At 63.6% G+C, this 18,515-nt stretch carries 12 protein-coding genes, 3 rRNA genes and 1 pseudogene; 6 read left to right on the top strand and 10 right to left on the bottom strand.

Annotated elements, in window-relative coordinates; translation table 11 throughout:
* The first annotated feature begins 1 nt into the window (after nucleotide 1).
* Nucleotides 2–2,344 carry a CaiB/BaiF CoA-transferase family protein gene (locus tag NTM_RS14965; RefSeq protein WP_163766740.1) on the top strand — a complete coding sequence of 781 codons (2,343 nt, stop codon included), beginning with the start codon at nucleotides 2–4 and terminating at the stop codon, nucleotides 2,342–2,344.
* 67 nt (nucleotides 2,345–2,411) lie between these two features.
* On the top strand, nucleotides 2,412–3,344 hold the full coding sequence (locus NTM_RS14960) for a LysR family transcriptional regulator (protein WP_163766739.1): 933 nt from the start codon (nucleotides 2,412–2,414) through the stop codon (nucleotides 3,342–3,344).
* 61 nt (nucleotides 3,345–3,405) lie between these two features.
* On the opposite strand, the pseudogene NTM_RS29130 reads toward NTM_RS14960, so the two are convergent.
* The 6 genes and pseudogenes from NTM_RS29130 to NTM_RS14930 form a co-directional block, all read right to left on the bottom strand.
* Nucleotides 3,406–3,694, bottom strand: a pseudogene (locus NTM_RS29130) (aldehyde dehydrogenase); the annotation flags it as partial.
* Nucleotides 3,691–4,323 carry a carboxymuconolactone decarboxylase family protein gene (locus NTM_RS14950; RefSeq protein WP_163766738.1) on the bottom strand — a complete coding sequence of 211 codons (633 nt, stop codon included), beginning with the start codon at nucleotides 4,321–4,323 and terminating at the stop codon, nucleotides 3,691–3,693. The pseudogene NTM_RS29130 and the gene NTM_RS14950, both read right to left, overlap by 4 nt.
* Nucleotides 4,320–5,075, bottom strand: coding sequence for an SDR family NAD(P)-dependent oxidoreductase (locus NTM_RS14945; protein ID WP_163766737.1), 756 nt, complete (start codon nucleotides 5,073–5,075; stop codon nucleotides 4,320–4,322). Before NTM_RS14945 ends, NTM_RS14950 begins: the two co-directional genes overlap by 4 nt.
* 12 nt (nucleotides 5,076–5,087) lie before the next feature.
* Complete coding sequence (locus NTM_RS14940; RefSeq protein WP_163766736.1) at nucleotides 5,088–6,368, bottom strand: cytochrome P450; 1,281 nt, start codon at nucleotides 6,366–6,368, stop codon at nucleotides 5,088–5,090.
* Entirely contained in the window at nucleotides 6,365–6,829 is a 465-nt protein-coding gene (locus NTM_RS14935; RefSeq protein WP_104865944.1) for a hypothetical protein, read from the bottom strand. The genes NTM_RS14940 and NTM_RS14935 overlap by 4 nt, the downstream gene beginning before the upstream one ends.
* A complete protein-coding gene (locus NTM_RS14930) occupies nucleotides 6,826–8,196 on the bottom strand; it encodes an aromatic ring-hydroxylating oxygenase subunit alpha (RefSeq protein WP_163769498.1) in 1,371 nt (456 codons plus the stop codon). The genes NTM_RS14935 and NTM_RS14930 overlap by 4 nt, the downstream gene beginning before the upstream one ends.
* A gap of 178 nt (nucleotides 8,197–8,374) precedes the next feature.
* Between NTM_RS14930 and NTM_RS14925 the strand changes: the two genes are divergently transcribed.
* The 4 genes from NTM_RS14925 to NTM_RS14910 all read left to right on the top strand — a co-directional run bounded on the left by NTM_RS14925 (nucleotide 8,375) and on the right by NTM_RS14910 (nucleotide 11,534).
* Nucleotides 8,375–8,878 (top strand): hypothetical protein, encoded by a 504-nt coding sequence (locus NTM_RS14925; protein ID WP_163766735.1) that lies wholly within the window; start codon nucleotides 8,375–8,377, stop codon nucleotides 8,876–8,878.
* Nucleotides 8,871–9,470 carry a TetR/AcrR family transcriptional regulator gene (locus NTM_RS14920; RefSeq protein WP_163766734.1) on the top strand — a complete coding sequence of 200 codons (600 nt, stop codon included), beginning with the start codon at nucleotides 8,871–8,873 and terminating at the stop codon, nucleotides 9,468–9,470. The genes NTM_RS14925 and NTM_RS14920 overlap by 8 nt, the downstream gene beginning before the upstream one ends.
* A gap of 73 nt (nucleotides 9,471–9,543) precedes the next feature.
* On the top strand, nucleotides 9,544–11,031 hold the full coding sequence (locus tag NTM_RS14915; RefSeq protein WP_163766733.1) for a DNA-3-methyladenine glycosylase 2 family protein: 1,488 nt from the start codon (nucleotides 9,544–9,546) through the stop codon (nucleotides 11,029–11,031).
* Nucleotides 11,031–11,534: a methylated-DNA--[protein]-cysteine S-methyltransferase gene (locus tag NTM_RS14910; RefSeq protein ID WP_163766732.1), complete on the top strand. Its 504-nt coding sequence runs from the start codon at nucleotides 11,031–11,033 to the stop codon at nucleotides 11,532–11,534. The genes NTM_RS14915 and NTM_RS14910 overlap by 1 nt, the downstream gene beginning before the upstream one ends.
* A 64-nt stretch (nucleotides 11,535–11,598) precedes the next feature.
* Here NTM_RS14910 and rrf read toward each other — a convergent pair.
* The 4 genes from rrf to murA form a co-directional block, all read right to left on the bottom strand.
* A 5S ribosomal RNA gene (gene rrf, locus NTM_RS14905) occupies nucleotides 11,599–11,711 on the bottom strand.
* 113 nt (nucleotides 11,712–11,824) lie between these two features.
* Nucleotides 11,825–14,943: ribosomal RNA gene (locus NTM_RS14900) — 23S ribosomal RNA — on the bottom strand.
* Between the two features lie 395 nt (nucleotides 14,944–15,338).
* Nucleotides 15,339–16,854 (bottom strand): 16S ribosomal RNA (locus NTM_RS14895).
* Together the 16S, 23S and 5S rRNA genes form the textbook arrangement of a ribosomal RNA operon.
* A 351-nt stretch (nucleotides 16,855–17,205) precedes the next feature.
* Nucleotides 17,206–18,459 carry a UDP-N-acetylglucosamine 1-carboxyvinyltransferase gene (murA, locus tag NTM_RS14890; RefSeq protein WP_104864977.1) on the bottom strand — a complete coding sequence of 418 codons (1,254 nt, stop codon included), beginning with the start codon at nucleotides 18,457–18,459 and terminating at the stop codon, nucleotides 17,206–17,208.
* Nucleotides 18,460–18,515: the final 56 nt, after the last annotated feature.

Here is an 18,515-nt window from a genome sequence, read left to right as displayed (position 1 = left end):
GATGAGTTACGACCCACCGCTTTCCGGTGTCCGCATCCTGGATCTGAGCACCGGTCCGATGACGGCGGTCAGCCGCCTGTTCGCCGATCTGGGCGCCGACGTCACGGTCGCGCGCTTGCGCGGCGTGACCGACGACGCGACGGTCGGCCCGTACGTCGGCGGCGTCGCGATCGGGACCGCGATCAACCGCAACGGCATGCCCGCCGTGGAGGTGGATCCGTCCACGCCGGAGGGCAGGGAGGCGTTCTCCGGGCTGCTCGACGGTGCGGACATCCTGATCGAGAGCAGCCGCCCCGGCTCGGAAGCCGAGGCAGCGCTTGCGGTTCGCACCATCCATGCCGAGCGCCCGGAACTGGTGATCCTGTCGCTCAGCGACTTCGGGCGGGATACCGAGTACCGCACCTGGCAGGCCACCAGCCCTGTGCTGCATGCCCTTTCGAGCGAACTGTCACGGTCGGGCATCCCCGGGCGCGAGCCGCTGATCCCGCCCGCGGACCTGCCGTACCAGGTGGCGGCCGCCCAGGCCGCGGTGATGACGTTGAGCGTCTTCCTGGACCGGTTGCGTACCGGCGAGGGTGATCTGATCGATTTCGCCGTTCTCGACGGTGCGATGCAGGCTCTCGATCCGCCATTCGGTTCGGCGGGCAGCGCATCTGCCGGTGTCGCGGTCAGCGCTCAGCCGCGGAACTGGGATGCCGAGAAGCAGCGCTATCCGATCATCGCCTGCAAGGACGGCTACGTCCGCATCTGCATCCTGTCGAAGCGGCAGTGGCAGGGCATGTTCACGTTGATGGGCTGCCCGGAGGAGTTCGCGGATCCGTCCTACGACAAGCTCGGGAAGCGGTTCCGGTCCCCCCATCTGCTCGAAGCGATCGAGGCGTTCTGCGCCGACAAGACGCGGGCGGAACTGGAGGCCCGGTGCCAGGCCCACGGCGTTCCCGCCGCGGCGGTGCTCACGCTCTCGGAGGCGCTCAACGCCGAACACTTCACCGCCCGCGGGTTCTTCCACGATGCGGAGTTGGCCCCGGGTGTGGTGGCCCCGATCCCGGTGGGCGTCAGCGAGATCGACGGCCACCGCGCCAGTTCACTGAACACGCCGCAGACCGTGTCGGCCCGTCCGTCGGGGGCACCGCTGCTCGCGGGCAGGCCGCGGCAGGGACAGGGGCTGCCGCTGGAGGGCATCCGCGTCCTGGACCTCGGCGTGATCGTCGTCGGCGCCGACACCGCAAGGCTTTTCGGTGATCTCGGCGCCGACGTGGTCAAGATCGAGCATTCCGCGCACATGGACGGTCTGCGGATCGGGCGTCCGACCGCGATGACGCAGCCGTTCGCCGCGGGCCACCGCAACAAGCGCTCCATCGGCATCGATCTGCGCCTGGAGGAGGGACGCGAACTCGCGCACCGCCTGGTGGCGCAGTCGGATGTGGTGCTGACCAACTACAAACCGGGCGTCGCCGAATCGCTCGGGATGGACTACGCGACGCTGCGCCGCATCAACCCGAACATCGTGGTGATCGACAGCTCCGCGTTCGGCCCGACCGGTCCATGGGCGAAGCGGCTCGGCTACGGCCCTCTGGTGCGCGCCGCGGTGGGCTTCACGAACCTGTGGACCTATCCGGGTGAACCAGACACGTTCTGCGACACCGTCACCGTCTACCCCGACCATGTGGCCGCACGGATCGGGACGCTGTCGGCGCTGGCGCTGCTGTTGCGCCGCGAACGCACCGGCGAGGGCGGCGCGGCGAGCATCTCCCAGGCCGAGGTCATGCTCAGCCATCTGGCCGCCGACATCGCCGCCGACGCACTGCAGCGCGCCGGCAATGCCGGCGCCGGCGCGGCGGTCGCGGACACACCGTGGGGTCTCTACCGGGCCGCCGGCGAGGACTGCTGGGTCGCGATCACCGCACGTGACGATGCCGATCGGCGCGCCCTCGCCGAGGTGGTGGGTCACTCCGCCGACGAAGTGGGCTCGCTCGACGACGCGGTGCACGCCTGGACCGCCCAGCGCTCGCATCTGGATGCGATGGCCGAACTGCAGGCCGCCGGCGTGCCCGCCGGTGCGGTGCTGCACGCCCACGAGATCCCGCGGTGGGGCTACTACGAGCAGCGCCGCGCGTTCCGGGAGGAGCTGCATCCGCACGGCACCGAGCCGTTCATGATGGAGAACGTGCAGATCCACTGCGATCACGTGCCCGACCCACCGCTGGGACAGGCGCCGCTGCTCGGTGAACAGACCGCCGAGATCGCCGCCGAGCTGCTCGGGCTCGGTGACGCGGAGGTCGCCCAGCTGCTTGAGCGCGGGGTGCTGGAGAACCCGTCCCTGCAGGCGCCCGCGCCGACGTGATCGGGGCACAGGACCCGATCTCGTAGCATCGGGGTGGCAGAGGCCACCCGATGCGGATGCGGCAGGAATGGACATCGACTTCACCAGGCTCAAGTACTTCGTCGCTGTCGCAGACGAGCTGCACTTCAAACGCGCCGCCGACAAGTTGATGATCACGCCGCCGCCGCTGAGCAAGCAGATCAAACTGCTGGAGAAGGAGCTCGGCGGGCCGCTGTTCGAACGCGGCTACCACGAGGTTCGGCTCAGCCCGCTGGGTCAGCAGTTGGTCGGCCCGGCACGGGAGATCCTGCGTCAGGTCGAGGACTTCAAGGCCGCCGCGGCGCGCGGGGTGAGTGGGCTGGTCCCGATCCGGGTCAGCGCGACCGCCTACGCGCCGTCGGATCTGCTGGCCGAACTGGAGACCGCGATCTCCGGCCTGCCGGTGCCGACGGAGTTCTCGGTGCCGGGTTCGGCAGCCGAGGTCACCGCGAAACTCATCGCCGGACAGGCCGAGATCGGCTTGATCCATCTGCCGTCCGGGGACAAGCGACTGCGCCACCGGGTGGTCGCCAGCTATCAGGGCGGGATCGCGGTGCGCTTCGACGACCCACTGGCCTCCCGCGATCTGGTGAGCATCGAGGAGCTGCGCGACCGCGACGTGGCCATCGACTTCGCTCGGCCGAACCCGGTGGTGCTGGCCGGGCTGACCCGTATGCTCAACCGCCGCGGCATCCATCGCATCGTCCGCACCACCAACCAGCGCGGCGGCGAGGTCGAGATGGCGACCCAGGTGTTCAACCGCCACCTGGTCGCCGTCGTCAGCTATGCGCCGGACTCGTTCATCGGCAAGATCTTCTCCCCGCCTGAGTTCAAGCTGATCCCGATCGACGAGACCACCTGGGCGCCGGCCGAGATCGCGCTGGCGTGGGCCCCCGAGCGGGTGCAGACCCGACTCGGGGAGGTCGAGGACATGGTGGAGCGGATCGCCGAACGGCTCGGGCCGGTGCGTCGGGGCGCATGACTCAGCGCTCCCCGCAGCGCTGCGCGAGCCACTGCCGGGCGGCGATAGCGCCGCGTCGACCTCGGTGAAGCGGATCCTTGTTACGCTCCGACGCCTCGTGCAGCTGGGTCACGCAGTGATACCGGAATCCGGATCCCGCGACCAGTCCGTCTCGTCGAACGCACGCCGTGCCGCCCCCACCGCGCGGGCGCCATGTCCTCCACCGGGCCATCAGTGGCCACCCCGCCCACCTGTCACCGGCCGGATGCACCCTCGAAAGCCGCACCACTGCCGGTCAACTGCAACTCCCCGTCGATGAGCATCCGCTCATCACCAGCCAACACCCCGGTCTCGGTCTCCGTCGTCGTCATACCTCGATATCGCTTTCTTCCGTGACCCGTTCGGGAAGAACGGCGCTGCCCGCGGGCGGGGCAAGCCGCCACGTGTCGAACGCCATCGCCAACATCGCGTAGGTGCCGACGACGAAGATGAGCTCCATCGCCTGGTGGGTGCCGAGCTCCTCGCTCAGCCGCTCCCACGTCGTTGCTCCGGCGTGCCCGTCCGCGAGCAGTTCGTCGGTCGCCTCCAGCACCAATCGATCAGCACCGGGGAAACCCTCGTTACCCCCGGCGATGAGCGCGATGTCAGCCTCGGGCACACCGCCTTCGGCGGCGACCTTGGTGTGCTCGCCCCAGAAGAACGCGGATCGCCGGGTGTGAGCGACCCGCAGGATCGCCAATTCCCTCAGCCGCAATGGCAATTCGCCACGCTGCAGTAGCCAGCCGTTGAACGCCAGGAATTTGCGGGCCATCTTCGGATGGCGGGCCAGCAGACCGATGATGTCGAACTTGAGCGGGTCTGCGGCGTGCCCCGAACCGGCCCGCGGGACCTTCTCCCCCGGCAGGCCCATCAGTGCACCGAACGCGGCGTACTCGTCATCGCCCCACTCATCGGCAGTCAGCGGCGCGAGCAGTGGCTCGGTGCTCTCGGGTGTGCTCATGTCCGACGCCCTCCGTTGACGGGGATGACCTGCCCGGTGATGTATGAGGATTCGTCCTGACACAGGAAGATCGCCGCGTTGGCGATGTCCTCCGGTCGGCCGGCTCGGCGGACCGGTGTGATCTTGGCGAAATGCTCCAGCGCTGCGGTGAATCGGCCTTCCTCGATGGCCTTTTCGAGCATCGGAGTGACCACCATGCCGGGTGGAATCGTGTTGACCGTGATGCCTTTGGGGCCGAGTTCCAGCGCGAGGCTCTTCGTCAGGCCGATCACGCCGGCCTTGGAGCTGACGTAGGCGGCCATCCTGGACTGCCCGCCCTGGGCGCTCGACGACGAGATGTTCACGATGCGGCCCCACTGCGCCTCGCGCATGTCGGGCAACACCGCCTGGGTACAGATGAACGGTCCCCGCAGATTGACCGCCATCACGCGGGCCCACAGCTCGTCGGTGATCTCGGAGAACTTGCCGAACTGCTCGATACCGGCGTTGTTGATCAGCATCAGCACCGGACCGAGATCGGCACGGACGTCGGCGACGGCCTGCTCGACCGCCTCCCGGCTTGAGACGTCGACGACATAGCCCGCGACCTTTGCGCCGTCGGCGCGCAACCGATCGACCTGCGCGGTGATCTCGTCTACGGCGATGTCGAAGATCGCGACTTTGGCGCCGCGTGCGGCGAGTGCCTCGGTGATGGCCAGGCCCAGCCCGGCGGCGCCTCCGGTGACGATGGCGGTGGTGTCTTCGAACGGCATCGTGTCGGACGCCTAAGAGAATTCGATGTGCAGGCGGGTCAGCCCGCGCAGGATGAACGTCGGCAGGTACTTGTAGCGGCGGTCATCGGCGGGCCCGTGCTTGTCCTCGTCGATGCGGATATCGGAGGTCCGGTCCAGGAGCCGGTTGATGCTGACCTTCGCCTCCGCCCGGGCAAGTGGAGCACCGGGACAGCTGTGCGGTCCGCGGCCGAAGGCGATGTGCTGGCGGGCATTCGACCGGTGCAGGTCGAAGGTGTCGGGATCGGTGAACCGGCGCGGATCCCGGTTGGCCGCCGCATTGTTCAGCATCACCGTTGTCCCTGCCGGCAGCTCTACGCCGCCGACGCTGACAGGAACCTTGGACAACCGGAAGTCGCCGCGGATCGGACTTTCGAACCGCAGGGCCTCCTCGACGAACCCGGGGATGAGGCTGCGGTCGGCGCGTAGCTTCGCCTGCAGCGCAGGATCTTCCGCGATCATCATCACCGCGGTGCTGAGCAGCCGGACGGTGGTCTCCTGACCTGCCGCGAACAGGTTGGCGGCCACGCAGACGACATCGAGCACCGGTGGGGTCCGGCCGTCGGGAAACAGCGCCGTCGCCAGACCGGTCAGCACGTCGTCGCGAGGGTGCTCCCGACGATCGGTGATGTAGTCGGTGAACTTCCCGTACAGATACTCCAGTGGCGAGTGGTGCATGGTGTCGCCGCCACTGCTGCCGATGGTGCCCGTGGAGTTCAGGAGCCGGTCTTTGAAGTCGGCGTGGTCGGATTCGGGAACCCCCAGCAGGTCGGCGATGACGAGCATGGCGAACGGGTTACCGAAGTCGCCGACGAACTCGCACCGCCCCTCGGCAAGTGCCTCGTCGAACTGGCGGTCGGCCAACCGCCACATGAACTCCTCGTTCTCCTTGAGGCGCTTGGGCGTGATCATTCGCGACAACAGTGCGCGGTGATCGGTGTGCAGCGGCGGGTCCAGGGTCGGCAGCTGGTCGTTGAACGGGAGCTTGTCCCGGTGCTGCGCAATGATCTCCGAAACATCGTCGCCCTCAAGGGGAACGGGGAAGCCCGGAAACGGTCCGGTGACCGCGGTGCACGACGAGAACCGCTCGTTGTCGTTGTAGACCGCGACAGCTTCCTCGTAGCCGGTGATCATCACGACGTCGTGGTGTGTCTCCCGGCGTACGGGGCACTCGTTGCGCAGCGCCGCGAGGTAGTCATACGGGTCGTGCAGCAACTCGTCGTCGGTGAAGAAATCAACGGTGTCGAGGTCAGCCGGCGTCAACTGCTCGGTCACTCCGCCTGCCCCGCGCCGTCGAAGCTGGGGATCGGCGCCGAGTCCGGTAGCTGCATCTGCAGGTACACCGCGACGTAGGTGATCTTGCCGGACGCGTCGAAGTCGTAGACCGACGCGCTGTTGACCACACTGCTGAAATCACCGATCTGGCTTCGCTCTTCGAGTTCGAGGAAGACGGTGTCGCCTGCCTCACTGATCCGTTTGAACGAGCAGTCCCAGTCCGAGGATTTCGCCCAGTTGGTCAGGAACTCGACGTACTCGGCCCAGTTCATCACCTCCTTGAACGGGCCGACGCGGACGAAGTCCTCCACGGCGATCAGCTCGGCCAGCGGGGCCCAACTCTCGGCCGAGAAGCCGGGCTGCTTGGCCTCTTTGACCAACCGGTGCATCGTCTGGCTGTATTCCAGAACCGCTCGGGCGCGGCCCGTCTTCTCACCGATGACGTCGTCGATCGCGGTCATGCCTTGACCCCCGTCGCGGCCATGTACCGGTCGACCACCGAGTGGTAGTGCGCAATCACGACTTCCTCCTTGACCAGCGACATGTGGTCGAGGCGATCGTTACGCAGACCCTTCTGCTGGCGCGGCATCTGTTCGTAGTCCTGTTGCAGCGCTTCGAAGTATTTGTGACTGCCCGGAGTATCGACCACGATCGCCTCGGCGCGCACGGCATCGCGGAACTCTTCGGGCACGTACATGTAGCTGGCCACGTGCCAGATGCAGCGGTTGGGGTCTCCACTCGGATGCGGCCGCGACATGATGACGTGACATTCACCGGCACGCACGGTCATGAAGTAGTTGGGGAACAACACCCAGCCCTGGTTGTCGACCATCTGGCTGTCGGTCAGACCGCTGACGTCGAGTCCCATGCCTGTCAGCACTTCCCGCGTCGCCTGCTGAAGCAGGAAGCGGGCCGTCATCCCCTCTGGGAAGTCTACTTTGCCATCCGCATCCTGGTACCGCGCGATCAACTCCTGGAAGCGCGGGATCACCGCGACGGTACCGGGGAAGGTCTCTGGCAGCGCGAGAATACCGGCCACTTCATCCTGCACGTCGGCGCCCACGACCTCGAACGGAGCCATTGCCACACTGTGACTTTCGAAGAACCGGTACCGCGCGGTCTTCGGGTTGATGTGCAGCACCTGCAGCAGCTGCGGGTGGATGCCGTTGATGTGATAGCCCTCTTCGAAGGCATCCATCACGACCTTCCAGTTGCACTCGATGGCCTCGGTGACGTCCATGACGGTGGTGAACTGCTCGACGTTGTACGGCTCGAGCAGACTGACGACCTCCTCGCCGAGGTAGTCGCGCAACGGCACTGCATCCGGATCGGGATTGAGGAAGATGAAACCGGCGAACGTGTCGACCGATACCGGCAGCAACGAGTTGTCGGCCTTGTCGATCGGGCCGGCAAGATTCTCGCGCAGCAGCCCCTTGAGCTTGCCCTCCAGGTCGTAGGACCACAGATGGTACTGACACAGGAAGCCACGCTTGGCATTCCCGGTTTCGGTGATGCACAGCGCATTTCCGCGATGCCGGCACGCATTGACGAAGCCACGCAGCACTTCGTCCTTGCCGCGCACGACGAGGAAGGACTGATCCAGGATGTCGTACTTCTTCCAGTCGCCGGGCTTCGGCAGGTCCTCGACTCTCCCGACGATCTGCCAGGTACGCGACCAGATCGCCTCGCGCTCCCGCGCCGCGTACTCCGGACAGGTGTACCGGTCCGTCGGAATCGTCATGTTGAACGTCCCCGGCGGGACGTCGTCAAGGCTGAGGCCGAGGCCCGAATCGGGGTCCAGCCAATCTCCTGGGCGAGTTAAAGGCATCAAGGGAAGTCCTCCTCTGTCAACGTCGACCACCGGCGACGACCCACGTCGCAGTGATGTCGCGTACCAGGTGCCGCGGATGTGACAGGACTCACTATATGCACTGATGTATCGCAGATACAACAATGTATAAAGTGGTGGGCGTCACATTGGCGGTCATCTCGCAGAGGAGGGGAACATGGGCTATCACCTCGACGTGATCACCGACGATGTCGGGGAGGCGATCCGGTACGCGGGCGGCCTGATGTTCGATTGCTGTCGCGCTGGCTGGCAAGTCGTCGTCACCACCGACGACGTCGCTCACACCGAAGCGTTGGCGATCCTCGGCGTGCGCGCCCAGTCGCCGGGGTCGTCGGAGTCCGCAGCGCCCAGGCGCGGCGATTTCCGCGCGGTGGTGTCGCGATTCGACCACGCCCCCACGACCAGCCCGCAGACCGAGGACACCCGGCTCCACTGGGCTGATGACCACCCGGAGGACTCCGACGCGGCGATAGAACCGGTCAGGTACCGGCTCAGTGCCGCCGCTCGGGCATTCAAGGCGCGGGCGCTGATCCGCGCCGGCCTCCCGCAGTCCGCGCTCGACGAGCAATTCTGGACGGCCGACGGCACGCCGCTGTCGACCGCCGCGGACGGCGGGGCGTCACGATTACCGACCCGGGTGGGAGAATATGTCCGTGGCTGAACGCTGGACCAAGGAACGCCGCTCCGAGCACACCCGGCAGGTCCTGTTGGACGCCGCCGAGGAGGTCTTTGCCCGTAAGGGGTTGACCGGTGCCGCTCTCGAGGAGATCGCCGACGCCGCGGGATTCACGCGGGGGGCCATCTACTCCCAGTTCGGCGCCAAGGAGAAGTTGTTCCTCGCCGTCGTGGACCGTCAGCGGCAGCGTTTTCTCGACGGGTTCGCCGAGGTCATGATGTCCTTCCACCGCCTCAGCGACGTCGATGTCGACGAGCTCGCGCAACGGTGGCGCCAGCTGAGCAGCGGAGCCGACCGGGCCGCGCTGGGGTACGAACTCACGCTGTATCTGTTGCGCAATCCGGAGGCGCGAGAAAGCGTTGCCGCCCAGCGACGCGAAACCGTACGCGCCCTCGGGGAATTCATCAGCAAGAACGTGGCCCGCATCGGGGGAACGCTCAGCATGGAGCCGGAGATGCTGGCACGCATCGTGCTGGCCGCCAACGACGGTGTCACGCTGGACAGTCACATCGACGGCGAAGACCTCTACCGCCCTTATCTGCAGCTGGTGATCTCCAGTGTGCAGACACCGTCGTAGCCGAGCCGGCCGCCGCGATGACGATGTCGCTTTTCCGCTAGTCCTGCCGTAACCGACATGCCAGGGTCGAAGGGTGCACACCGATTTCGACCGCTGCTACCGCGCCGTCCAGTCCAAGGACGCCCGGTTCGACGGCTGGTTCGTCACCGCGGTGCTCACCACGAAGATCTACTGCCGTCCGAGCTGCCCGGTACGGCCACCGTTTGCGCGCAACATGCGCTTCTACCCGACCGCGGCCGCGGCCCAGCGGGCCGGCTTCCGCGCGTGCAAACGCTGCCGTCCTGACGCGTCGCCGGGCTCGCCGGAATGGAATGTGCGCGGCGACGTCGTCGCGCGTGCGATGCGCCTGATCGCCGACGGCACCGTGGACCGCGACGGAGTCAGCGGGCTCGCGTCCCGCGTCGGTTACACGGTGCGGCAGCTGGAACGGTTGATGCACGCAGAAGTCGGTGCCGCGCCCCTCGCACTCGCACGCGCTCAACGCGCCCAGATGGCGCGGGTCCTGATCGAGACCACCGAGATGCCGTTCAGCGATGTGGCTTTCGCAGCGGGGTTCTCCAGCATTCGGCAGTTCAACGACACCGTGCGCACGGTCTGCGATCTGACCCCGACGATGCTCCGCAGCCGGGCGCGAACGCGGTTCGGCAGCGACGACACCCCCGGCACAGGGGTGATGTCGTTACGTCTGCCGGTGCGCACACCGTTCGCCTTCGAGGGACTGTTCGGGCATCTGGCGGCCAGCGCCGTTCCCGGCGTCGAGGAGGTCCGCGACGGCGCCTTCCGCCGGACCCTGAGGTTGCCGCACGGAACCGGCATCGTCAGCCTGACGCCCCACCCCGACCATGTGGGTTGCCGGCTCATCGTCGACGACTTCCGCGACCTGTCGGCGGCCATCGCGCGGTGCAGGCGGCTACTTGACCTAGACGCCGATCCGGAAGCGGTGGTCGACACCCTCAGCGCCGATCCCCATCTCGCACCTGTCGTGACCAAGGCGCCGGGACAACGGATTCCCCGCACCGTCGACGAGCACGAACTCGCCGTGCGCGTAGTCCTCGGACAGCAGGTTTCCCTGGCCGCGGCGCGTACCCATGTGGGGCGCCTGGCCGGTGCGTACGGGACACCTGTCGACGATCCCGAGGGGCGGCTCACCCACGTGTTCCCGTCGGTGGAGGCACTCTCCGAGATTGATCCGCAGTACTTGGCATTCCCGAAGTCGCGGCAACGCACGCTGCGGGCGCTCGTCACGGCACTGTCGGACGGCACTCTCGTGCTGGATCCGGGATGTGACTGGGACGCCGCACGCGAGACCCTTCTGGGGATCCCCGGCATCGGGCCGTGGACGGCCGAAATGATCGCGATGCGCGGGCTGGGCGACCCTGATGCGTTCCCGGGCACCGATCTCGGCGTGGCCGCCGCCGCGAAGCACGTCGGTCTACCGTCGGATCCGCGACCACTGACCGCCCATAGCAGCGCGTGGCGACCGTGGCGATCCTATGCGACACAACATCTTTGGACAGTGCTCGACCACAGTGTGAATCAGTGGCCACCGAAGGAGAAGTGATGGAGACCGTGCGATACCGGACGATGGACAGTCCCGTAGGGCTGCTCACCCTGGCCGGCAGGGCGGGCCGACTGCAACATCTGCGCATGGTCGACCAGACCTATGAGCCCGACCGGGCTCACTGGCAGCGCGACGATGCCGCCTTCGACGACGCGGTATGCCAGCTCGACGAATATTTCAGTGGCCGACGCCGTGAGTTCGACCTCGATCTGGATCTGGTCGGTACGCCGTTCCAGCGGAAGGTCTGGGACGCATTACGCAGCATTCCGTACGGACAGACGCGCTCCTACGGTGCGATCGCCACGCTGATCGGTACACCAGGCGCGTTCAGGGCGGTCGGCTTGGCCAACGGCCACAATCCCATCGGGATCATCGTGCCGTGTCACCGCGTCATCGGCGCAAATGGGAGTTTGACGGGATACGGCGGCGGATTGGACCGCAAGAGAATGCTGCTGGGAATGGAGAAGAGTAATTCGCCGGCATATCCGACGCTATTCGATTGAAGGTACGTTCCCCACAAATGCCTGTGCCCCCCAACAGAATTGGGGGGCACAGGGCTTAAAATGTGTTCGGCGGTGTCCTACTTTTCCACCCGTGTGGGCAGTATCATCGGCGCTGGTAGGCTTAGCTTCCGGGTTCGGGATGGGACCGGGCGTTTCCCTGCCGCTATGGCCGCCGTAACTTTATTCACTTTTCAGTGATCCCCCGTTGGGGGAAGTTTTGTAGCCCCTGTTTTTGGTGGTGGGGTGCAGTCTGTGTGACTGTGGATGTGGTTGCGAGGTTTTGTTGTGTTTGTTGTAAGTTTTCGGCCGGTTAGTGCCAGTTCCCTGCGACCATTGCTGGTCTTCTAGGTCTGGTCTATCGATCCCGTGGTCTGCGGGGGGCCTTATCCCACTTAAATGGGTGAGAAGCCTGGTCTTGGAGGGGGTTTCCCGCTTAGATGCTTTCAGCGGTTATCCTGTCCGAACGTGGCTATCCAGCAATGCTCCTGGTGGAACAACTGGTGGACCAGAGGTTCGTCCGTCCCGGTCCTCTCGTACTAGGGACAGATTTCCTCAAGCTTCTGACGCGCGCGGCGGATAGAGACCGAACTGTCTCACGACGTTCTAAACCCAGCTCGCGTGCCGCTTTAATGGGCGAACAGCCCAACCCTTGGGACCTGCTCCAGCCCCAGGATGCGACGAGCCGACATCGAGGTGCCAAACCATCCCGTCGATATGGACTCTTGGGGAAGATCAGCCTGTTATCCCCGGGGTACCTTTTATCCGTTGAGCGACACCCCTTCCACTCAGAGGTGCCGGATCACTAGTCCCGACTTTCGTCCCTGCTTGACATGTCCGTCTCGCAGTCAAGCTCCCTTGTGCACTTACACTCAACACCTGATTGCCGTCCAGGTTGAGGGAACCTTTGGGCGCCTCCGTTACATTTTAGGAGGCAACCGCCCCAGTTAAACTACCCACCAGGCACTGTCCCTGGACCGGATAGACGGTCCGAGGTTAGAGGCCCAATACGATCAGAGTGGTATTTCAACAACGACTCCACCAAAACTGGCGTTTCAGCTTCACAGTCTCCCACCTATCCTACACAAACCGTATCGAGCACCAATACCAAGTTGTAGTGAAGGTCCCGGGGTCTTTTCGTCCTGCCGCGCGTAACGAGCATCTTTACTCGTAATGCAATTTCGCCGAGTCTATGGTTGAGACAGTTGAGAAGTCGTTACGCCATTCGTGCAGGTCGGAACTTACCCGACAAGGAATTTCGCTACCTTAGGATGGTTATAGTTACCACCGCCGTTTACTGGGGCTTAAATTCTCCGCTTCACCCAAGGGTTAACGGGTCCTCTTAACCTTCCAGCACCGGGCAGGCGTCAGTCCGTATACATCGTCTTGCGACTTCGCACGGACCTGTGTTTTTAGTAAACAGTCGCTTCTCACTGGTTTGTGCCACCCACTCCCGCTGCCCACCGCGAAGGTGTTGACGGTATGTGGGTCCCCCTTCTCCCGAAGTTACGGGGGCATTTTGCCGAGTTCCTTAACCATAGTTCACTCGTACGCCTCGGTATTCTCTACCTGACCACCTGTGTTGGTTTGGGGTACGGGCCGTGTGCGCTCGCTAGAGGCTTTTCTCGACAGCATAGGATCACCGAATTCGCCTCAATCGGCTATGCATCACCTCTCAGGATCTATGAAACCCGGATTTGCCTAGGTTTCTCCCTACAGGTTTACCCCGGTATTACCACTGACCGGTACGGCTACCTTCCTGCGTCACCCCATCGCTTGACTACTACCCACCTGGGTCCCGCGCAGCCCCAGAACCCGTCACCCCGAAGGGATCAGTGGCCCTGGTTTTGGGCGGTTAGCAAGATGGATTCATCAGGGACGCTCACACACGGGTACGGGAATATCAACCCGTTGTCCATCGACTACGCCTGTCGGCCTCGCCTTAGGTCCCGACTCACCCTGGGCGGACTGGCCTGGCCCAGGAACCCTTGGTCTTCCGGCGGGCAAGGTTCTCACTTGCCTTATCGCTACTCATGCCTGCATTCTCACTCCCACACCCTCCACAACTCGATTACTCGGCTGCTTCACCGGATGCAGGACGCTCCCCTACCCAGCCAACAAAAGTCAGCTGCCGCGGCTTCGGCGGTGTGCTTGAGCCCCGCTACATTATCGGCGCACAATCACTTGACCAGTGAGCTATTACGCACTCTTTCAAGGGTGGCTGCTTCTAAGCCAACCTCCTGGTTGTCTTCGCGACTGCACATCCTTTTCCACTTAGCACACGCTTAGGGGCCTTAGCCGGCGATCTGGGCTGTTTCCCTCTCGACGCACGGAGCTTATCCCCCGCCGTCTCACTGCCGCATTACACCGTGTCGGCATTCGGAGTTTGGCTGACGTCAGTAACCCTGTGGGGCCCATCGGCCATCCAGTAGCTCTACCTCCAACACGAACACTGCGACGCTGCACCTAAATGCATTTCGGGGAGAACCAGCTATCACGGAGTTTGATTGGCCTTTCACCCCTACCCACAACTCATCCCCTCAGTCTTCAACCTAAGTGGGTTCGGGCCTCCACGCGGTCTTACCCGCGCTTCACCCTGGCCATGGGTAGATCACTCCGCTTCGGGTCCAGAACACACCACTACACCACACACTCCTGTGTGGATACGCCCTATTCAGACTCGCTTTCGCTACGGCTACCCCACCCGGGTTAACCTCGCGACATGTCCCTGACTCGCAGGCTCATTCTTCAAAAGGCACGCCATCACCCCACCACGAAGGAGGGCTCTGACGGATTGTAAGCGCACGGTTTCAGGTACTATTTCACTCCCCTCCCGGGGTACTTTTCACCATTCCCTCACGGTACTAATCCGCTATCGGTCACTAGGAAGTATTCAGGCTTACCGGGTGGTCCCGGCAGATTCACAGCAGATTCCACGGGCCCGCTGCTACTCGGGGAAACATTCCACGAAAGCCATTGAGTTTTCATCTACGGGGCTCTCACCCACTACGGCAGGCCATCCCAGGCCACTTCAACTAACCCAACGGTTTATCACTCTCGCTCCTCTCGGCGGAGAGAAGAAGGAACGCCCCACAACACCGCACACACAACCCCCGCCGGGTATCACATGCACACGGTTTAGCCATCCTCCGCTTTCGCTCGCCACTACTCACGGAATCACTGTTGTTTTCTCTTCCTACGGGTACTGAGATGTTTCACTTCCCCGCGTTCCCCCCCAACGCCTATATATTCAGCGCTGGGTGACACGACATCACTCGTGCCGGGTTTCCCCATTCGGACATCCTCGGATCAACGCTCGGTTGGCAGCTCCCCGAGGCATATCGCAGCCTCCCACGTCCTTCATCGGCTCCTAGTGCCAAGGCATCCACCATGCGCCCTTAAACACTTACAACACAAAACCAAAAAATGAGTCACCCAACCCCGAAAGGCTGGGATCAATCAGAAATTTGCATTACATGAAAGACACACCAACCCGAAAGCCGGCGCATCCTTCGATGCTCGCAACCACTATCCACGAATCAAACACCACACCCCACCACCAAAGCAGGGCAACAACACGCTCCACCACCCCAACGGGCGATGGCCGACCCCAACGGGTCGCAGGGCCTGTTGTCTCAAAGCCCAATAGTGTGTCCGGCAATTTCCTTCACCGACGGTTTTCCCCGCCGGCTCAACGTTTGTTGTTGCACCAGACCCCACCCACTACAGGTGCGAGGCCATCCAACGAATCGATCAGATCACCGAACCCCACACGATGTGGGCGGGCCTGATTCTCGTGGTGCTCCTTAGAAAGGTGATCCAGCCGCACCTTCCGGTACGGCTACCTTGTTACGACTTCGTCCCAATCGCCGATCCCACCTTCGACGGCTCCCTCCACAAGGGTTAGGCCACCGGCTTCGGGTGTTACCGACTTTCATGACGTGACGGGCGGTGTGTACAAGGCCCGGGAACGTATTCACCGCAGCGTTGCTGATCTGCGATTACTAGCGACTCCGACTTCACGGGGTCGAGTTGCAGACCCGATCCGAACTGAGACCGGCTTTGAAAGGATTCGCTCCACCTCACGGCATCGCAGCCCTTTGTACCGGCCATTGTAGCATGTGTGAAGCCCTGGACATAGGGGCATGATGACTTGACGTCATCCCCACCTTCCTCCGAGTTGACCCCGGCAGTCTCTCACGAGTCCCCACCATTACGTGCTGGCAACATGAGACAAGGGTTGCGCTCGTTGCGGGACTTAACCCAACATCTCACGACACGAGCTGACGACAGCCATGCACCACCTGCACACAGGCCACAAGGGAACCGACATCTCTGCCGGCGTCCTGTGCATGTCAAACCCAGGTAAGGTTCTTCGCGTTGCATCGAATTAATCCACATGCTCCGCCGCTTGTGCGGGCCCCCGTCAATTCCTTTGAGTTTTAGCCTTGCGGCCGTACTCCCCAGGCGGGGTACTTAATGCGTTAGCTACGGCACGGATCCCAAGGAAGGAAACCCACACCTAGTACCCACCGTTTACGGCGTGGACTACCAGGGTATCTAATCCTGTTCGCTCCCCACGCTTTCGCTCCTCAGCGTCAGTTACTGCCCAGAGACCCGCCTTCGCCACCGGTGTTCCTCCTGATATCTGCGCATTCCACCGCTACACCAGGAATTCCAGTCTCCCCTGCAGTACTCTAGTCTGCCCGTATCGCCCGCACGCCCACAGTTAAGCTGTGAGTTTTCACGAACAACGCGACAAACCACCTACGAGCTCTTTACGCCCAGTAATTCCGGACAACGCTCGGACCCTACGTATTACCGCGGCTGCTGGCACGTAGTTGGCCGGTCCTTCTTCTCCAGGTACCGTCACTTGCGCTTCGTCCCTGGCGAAAGAGGTTTACAACCCGAAGGCCGTCATCCCTCACGCGGCGTCGCTGCATCAGGCTTGCGCCCATTGTGCAATATTCCCCACTGCTGCCTCCCGTAGGAGTCTGGGCCGTATCTCAGTCCCAGTGTGGCCGGTCACCCTCTCAGGCCGGCTACCCGTCGTCGCCTTGGTAGGCCATTACCCCACCAACAAGCTGATAGGCCGCGGGCCCATCCCACACCGCAAAAGCTTTCCACCACCGACCATGAAGCCAGTGATCCTATTCGGTATTAGACCCAGTTTCCCAGGCTTATCCCAAAGTGCAGGGCAGATCACCCACGTGTTACTCACCCGTTCGCCACTCGAGTACCCCGAAGGGCCTTTCCGTTCGACTTGCATGTGTTAAGCACGCCGCCAGCGTTCGTCCTGAGCCAGGATCAAACTCTCCAAACAAAAACTTCCCAACCAAAAAGGCCAGGCAGAATTCGAATCAGAAAAATCCGATCACAAACAAAAGACACCAAACAAACTGGCATCAAAAAACAACCCACCCCTAAACGGGAAAAAGAGGTGAGTCAAAAAACAACAAACAAAAACCACCAAACACACTATTGAGTTCTCAAACAACAGAGCCTGTTTTAAGGCAACCTCACCAGTCTACATAAGCCCTGGCGGGCGGTCAAGCCGCTGCCCCGGATTTCCTTCCGGACCCCCGGGGGCTCGCTGCTGATGATGGAAATACTACGCAGAGTTCGCGTCAGGTTCCAAATCGCCAGCGTAGAAGGCCTTTTCGGCCCGCCAAGTCTAGCTGACCCGCTCGACCTCCGCACCCAAAGCGACGAGATTCTCCACGAACTTCGGGTAGCCGCGATCGATGTGGAACACGTCGTGCACTTCGGTGTCGCCGTCGGCGACCAGACCCGCGAGCACCAGCCCGGCGCCGGCGCGGATATCCGAGGACCACACAGGAGCACTCGACAACTGCGGGATCCCGCGGACGACCGCGTGATGACCGTCGGTTCGGGCGTCGGCGCCGAGCCTGATCATCTCCTCGACGAATCGGAAGCGCGCCTCGAAAACGTTCTCGGTGATCATCGACGTCCCGTCGGCGACGGCCGCCAGGCCGATCGCCATTGGTTGCAGGTCGGTCGGGAACCCGGGGAACGGAAGCGTGGCGACATTCACCGCTTTCGGACGTTCGTACTGCACCACGCGGAAGCCGTCATCGGATTGCGTCACCGTGGCGCCGGCATCGTGCAGCTTGTGCAACACCAACTGCAGATGTGACGGGTCCACTCCGGTCACCGAGATGTCGCCTCGGGTCATCGCCGCGGCTATCCCCCACGTCGCGGCGACGATCCGGTCGCCGATCACCTTGTGCTCGGTCGGGTGAAGCTTGTCCACCCCGGTGATCGTCATCGTCGACGAGCCGGCGCCGGAGATCTGCGCCCCCATCTGGTTGAGCATCGTGCACAGGTCGATGACGTCCGGTTCGCGCGCGGCGTTGTGGATCGTCGTGACACCTTCGGCCAACACCGCGGCCATCAAGATGTTCTCGGTCGCGCCGACGGACGGGAACTCCAACTGGATCTCGGCTCCGCGCAGGTGATCGGCCTCGGCGACCACACATCCGTGCTCGATGTTGCATCGGGCCCCGAGTTGCCGAAGCCCGGCCTGGTGCATGTCCAACGGTCGCGAACCGATCGCGTCGCCGCCGGGCAACGCCACCCTGGCCTTCTTGCAGCGGCCCACCAACGGTCCGAGCACACACACCGACGCGCGGAACTGCCGAACCGCGGCGAAGTCGGCGTCGTACTTGGGTTCGTCGGGTGAGGTGATGCGCACGACGTCACCCTCGAGTTCGACGGTGGCGCCCAACCCGCGCAACACCTCGGCCATCAACGGCACGTCCAGAATGTCCGGGCAATTGGTGATGGTGCTGGTTCCCTCGGCGAGCAGTGCCGCGGCCATCAACTTGAGCACGCTGTTCTTGGCGCCCCCGACGGCTACTTCGCCTGATAACCGGCAACCACCGGTCACCACGAATCGCTCGCTCACGCGGTTAGTGTAGACAGCCAGTTGGGCCATGTCAGGCTGCCGAGCCGTAGCCCTCG

This window comes from Mycolicibacterium parafortuitum (genome assembly GCF_010725485.1).
Lineage (GTDB): Bacteria > Actinomycetota > Actinomycetes > Mycobacteriales > Mycobacteriaceae > Mycobacterium.
The sequence above is the reverse complement of the archived record's forward strand: the minus strand, read 5'-3'. Positions and strand labels throughout refer to the sequence as shown.